The organism is Micromonospora sp. Mcm103 (genome assembly GCF_024519755.1).
GTDB classification, from domain to species: Bacteria; Actinomycetota; Actinomycetes; order Mycobacteriales; family Micromonosporaceae; genus Micromonospora; species Micromonospora aurantiaca.
The window spans coordinates 1-3,235 of the sequence record NZ_JALJRJ010000046.1; the positions used below are offsets into that span (position 1 = coordinate 1).

The 3,235-nt window shown below is 67.2% G+C and carries 3 protein-coding genes; all 3 read right to left on the reverse strand.

The window, feature by feature from the left end:
• Nucleotides 1-61: 61 nt before the first annotated feature.
• On the reverse strand, nucleotides 62-2,317 hold the full coding sequence (locus OC439_RS30080) for a CHAT domain-containing protein (RefSeq protein ID WP_262016369.1): 2,256 nt from the start codon (nucleotides 2,315-2,317) through the stop codon (nucleotides 62-64).
• Nucleotides 2,318-2,350: 33 nt separating this feature from the next.
• Nucleotides 2,351-2,674, reverse strand: a complete 324-nt coding sequence (locus tag OC439_RS30085) for a hypothetical protein (protein ID WP_113974841.1) — start codon at nucleotides 2,672-2,674, stop codon at nucleotides 2,351-2,353.
• A 3-nt stretch (nucleotides 2,675-2,677) separates the two neighbouring features.
• Nucleotides 2,678-3,235 (reverse strand): tetratricopeptide repeat protein (locus tag OC439_RS30090; RefSeq protein WP_262016368.1); only part of this gene is annotated, 558 nt, incomplete at its 5' end.

Sequence of the window (3,235 nt, forward strand, 5' to 3'; positions counted from 1 at the left end):
ATGACCGGTTCCCGACCGGCCACCGCCAGCCGGTGCACCTCCACCGCCTGGGCGAGGGAGGTCATGACGGGGAGCCGGGCGGAACGGGGGCGGTGATCCAGATGCTGTGCAGGGATCGTGCGGCGGCGGCGCAGGCTTGGGTGGTTTCGTCGTCGCTGAGCAGGGGGCGGATGAGGGGGCGCAGCACGTTGGAGACGTAGTAGCGGGGCCGACGGGTTTCGGGGTCGGTGCCTTCTTCGAGCAGGCCGAGCTGGGCGGCGCGTTCGATGTGGCTGGCGGCGTCGGGGTGGTCGTGGATGGTATGGACGGTCTCTGCAGGCACGGGCAGTTCGACGACGTTGACCTTGGCGAGCATCTTCTGCAGTTCGGAGGGCTGGGAGCTGAGGAGGTTGGTCGCGAGGATGGTTTCGCGGCGGAATCGGTCGGCTTCGTTCTCGATGGCGGTGATGATGCCGTCGACGTCGAGGGTGGTGTCGGCGACGATCAGGTTGAGCCACTCGAGCAGGCGGGGGTTGCCGGCCGCGGCCTCGATGGCGCGGGTCCGGATGGTGGGGTCGATAGGAGAGCTGGGGCGCAGGTTCGGCAGATTCGTGATCTTCTTGGTCTGCTCGATAGCGGTGAGGGTTTCGAGTGACTCGACGACGACGCGGGTTGCCGGGGGTGTGGGGAACCGGTAACGGCTGGTGATGATGACCCGGCTGGGGCTGCCGGTATCGCGAATGGCGGTGAGCAGAGCCGGGAGGATATCGGCCATCGCCGGGGAGAGCACGTGGCTGCCATCGCGTTCGTCGAGGTTGCCGTCCTCGAAGTCGTCGAACACGAACAGGCAGGAGGTCTGGCCGAGCGGGCCGTCGACGTCCAGCAGATGACGCAGTCTGACGGCGAGTGGGGCATAGTCGGTGTCAAGCAGTTTGACCGCCTCGATGTGCTGCTCCACAGTAGGAAACAGGATCTTGGTGGTGAGTTCCCGGAATTTGGTGAGGTCGACGCGGCCGTACCAAACGGCGCGTTGGTGGGTTGGTATGCGTTCCAGCAACCGGGAGGCGAGGCTGCTCTTGCCGAGCCCGCCCATGCCGTGCAGGACGAGGGCCTCGGCCGCACCCTGGCTGCCGGGGGGTTGTTTGAGGGTGCGTAGGCAGCGCTGAATGACGCGGCGTCGGCCGACGAACGCGGCGCGGGCGGCGACCCGGGACAGTTGGGTCTGGGGGTCGAGGAACTCCTGGTCGGCGGGCCGGACCTGGATTCGTGCACGCCCTTTGGTGTTCAGAGGTGTGACCATCGAGGCGAGAGGGGACCTGTCGGCGTAGACACGGAGTAGGTGCCAGTTGCCGCGCTTGTTCGTGTACAGGTGCTGGCGGGCCTCGATGATGGCCTGGTCGAGGGGCTCCCCGCTGGCGAGGGCCCGGTAGAGTTCGGCGGCGAAGTCGGTCGCGGAGACGTCGCCGACCGGCAGCGCCCACCCGAGCACAGCGGGGGCTCCGGCGCGGACCAGGCTTTCGCTCATCGAGGGAAACGCACCCCGGTCGGGGGCATTGCCGGTGAGGCAGCCGGAGACGAAGACCAGTCGGGGCCAGTGCCCGGCCATGGCCTGGGCGATCTGGTCAGCGGTGGCGGAGGCGACCCCGCCGAACTCGTTTTCCACCACGAAGGTGGGCTGCCCGTTGTCGATGGTGGCGTGGCCGCTCAGATGCAGGACGTCGAAGTACCCCTCGCCGTAGTCGCGGCTGAGGAAACGGAGTCCTTCCAGGGTGCCGCTTTCCTCGACGACTAGGTCGGTGCCAGTACGGGAGGTCGCCGACAGGATGGCCGCTTCCTCCGCCTCGTAGTTCAGCACGGGCTCGACGCCCTCCGGAGAGGTCGCCATGAACAGCACCCGCAGCGGCCGGTTACCCGGGATGACAGGCGTCTGCAGGGTCGTACCGGCGCCGACGGCCCGTACCGGCAGCAGCGGCGCAGGGCCGGAGACGGTCAGGAACGAGCCGTCTCTGCACAGCAGTTCCCAGGGCAAGTGGCGTAGCCGTTGCTCCGCGGTGATTCGCAGCGTGACGCCCGGCGGGCGATTCAGGACCGCGGTCAGCCACCGCTCGTCGCCGTCGAGGAAGACGGCCAGTTTCGCGCCGAGGTCGCCCAGCTGCGGTGAGCCGAACACCTTCTGGGCGATCGCGTGCTGGCTGTAATCACGCTCCACGAGCTCGATCAGGTGATCGACTGCGATCTTGTCCAGACCACGGGTCTTCGGCGGGCCCTCGCCGGTGGACAGGCGCAGCTCGCAGTAGCTGGAGGTCTGCTCGAAGATCTCCAGCTCCAACATGTTCATCTGGCTCACTCCGGTTGTCTCCGCCCTTCAGTGCTACTGCGATTCGTCCTGCCGGAAGACGATCTCCAGCTGGTCCTGGCTGACGTCGGACAGGTTGAGCCGGGTGCCGTCGCTGAGCAGGATCGTGACAGTCACCCCTCCCTGGCGGCGGGAGTGCCACCAGTCCCAGATCGTCTTGGCCGTGCCGACCCCGGCGAACACCAGCCCGATCACAGCGATGACCATCTCAGCGGACCGAGCCACCTCAACAGGTGACACCTTGTCGCCGGGCTGGGCGTTCACGGTGAGAACGGCGTGGAGTTCCGCGGCCCACTGCGTGGCCTGCGCTCCCGACACCTCAACGGTGGCAGTGCCCATCGCCTAACCCCTCCTCGCTTGCTGAAGCTCGATGAGGAACGCTCGCATCTCATGCAGCGCTGGGTGACCCGTCCGCTCAGCCAGACCGATGGCCCGGCGCTGGAAGTCGACGGCGTCATCCACCCGCGCCATCTGCAGGAGCAGAACAGCCATGTTGAAGCTCGCCACCGCCTCGGAACCCCGATCACCCACGACACGAAAGATCTCAAGCACCTCACTAAAGGCGTTCATCGCCCCAACCGGATCGCCCTGATGAAACCGGACGGCGCCAATGTTGTTGAGCGTGACCGCTTCGCCGGCGCGGTCGCCGACTTCCCGTCGGATGGGCAGGGCTTGCTGGTAGTAGGTCAGGGCCTGCTGCCGGTCTCCGAGTCCGTTGTACACGCGGCCGATGTTGTTGAGGGTGGTGGCTTCGCCGGCGCGGTTGCCGACGTCGCGGTGGATGCGCAGGGCTTGCTGGTAGTAGGTCAGGGCCTGCTGCCGGTCTCCGAGTCCGTCGTGCACGTTGCCGATGTTGGTGAGGGTGGTGGCTTCGCCGGCGCGGTCGCCGACCTCCCGCTG

Coding starts and splice junctions, on each gene's coding strand:
- OC439_RS30080 (WP_262016369.1), bottom strand. CDS start 2,317: ATGAACATGTTGGAGCTGGAGATCTTCGAGCAGACCTCCAGCTACTGC.
- OC439_RS30085 (WP_113974841.1), bottom strand. CDS start 2,674: ATGGGCACTGCCACCGTTGAGGTGTCGGGAGCGCAGGCCACGCAGTGG.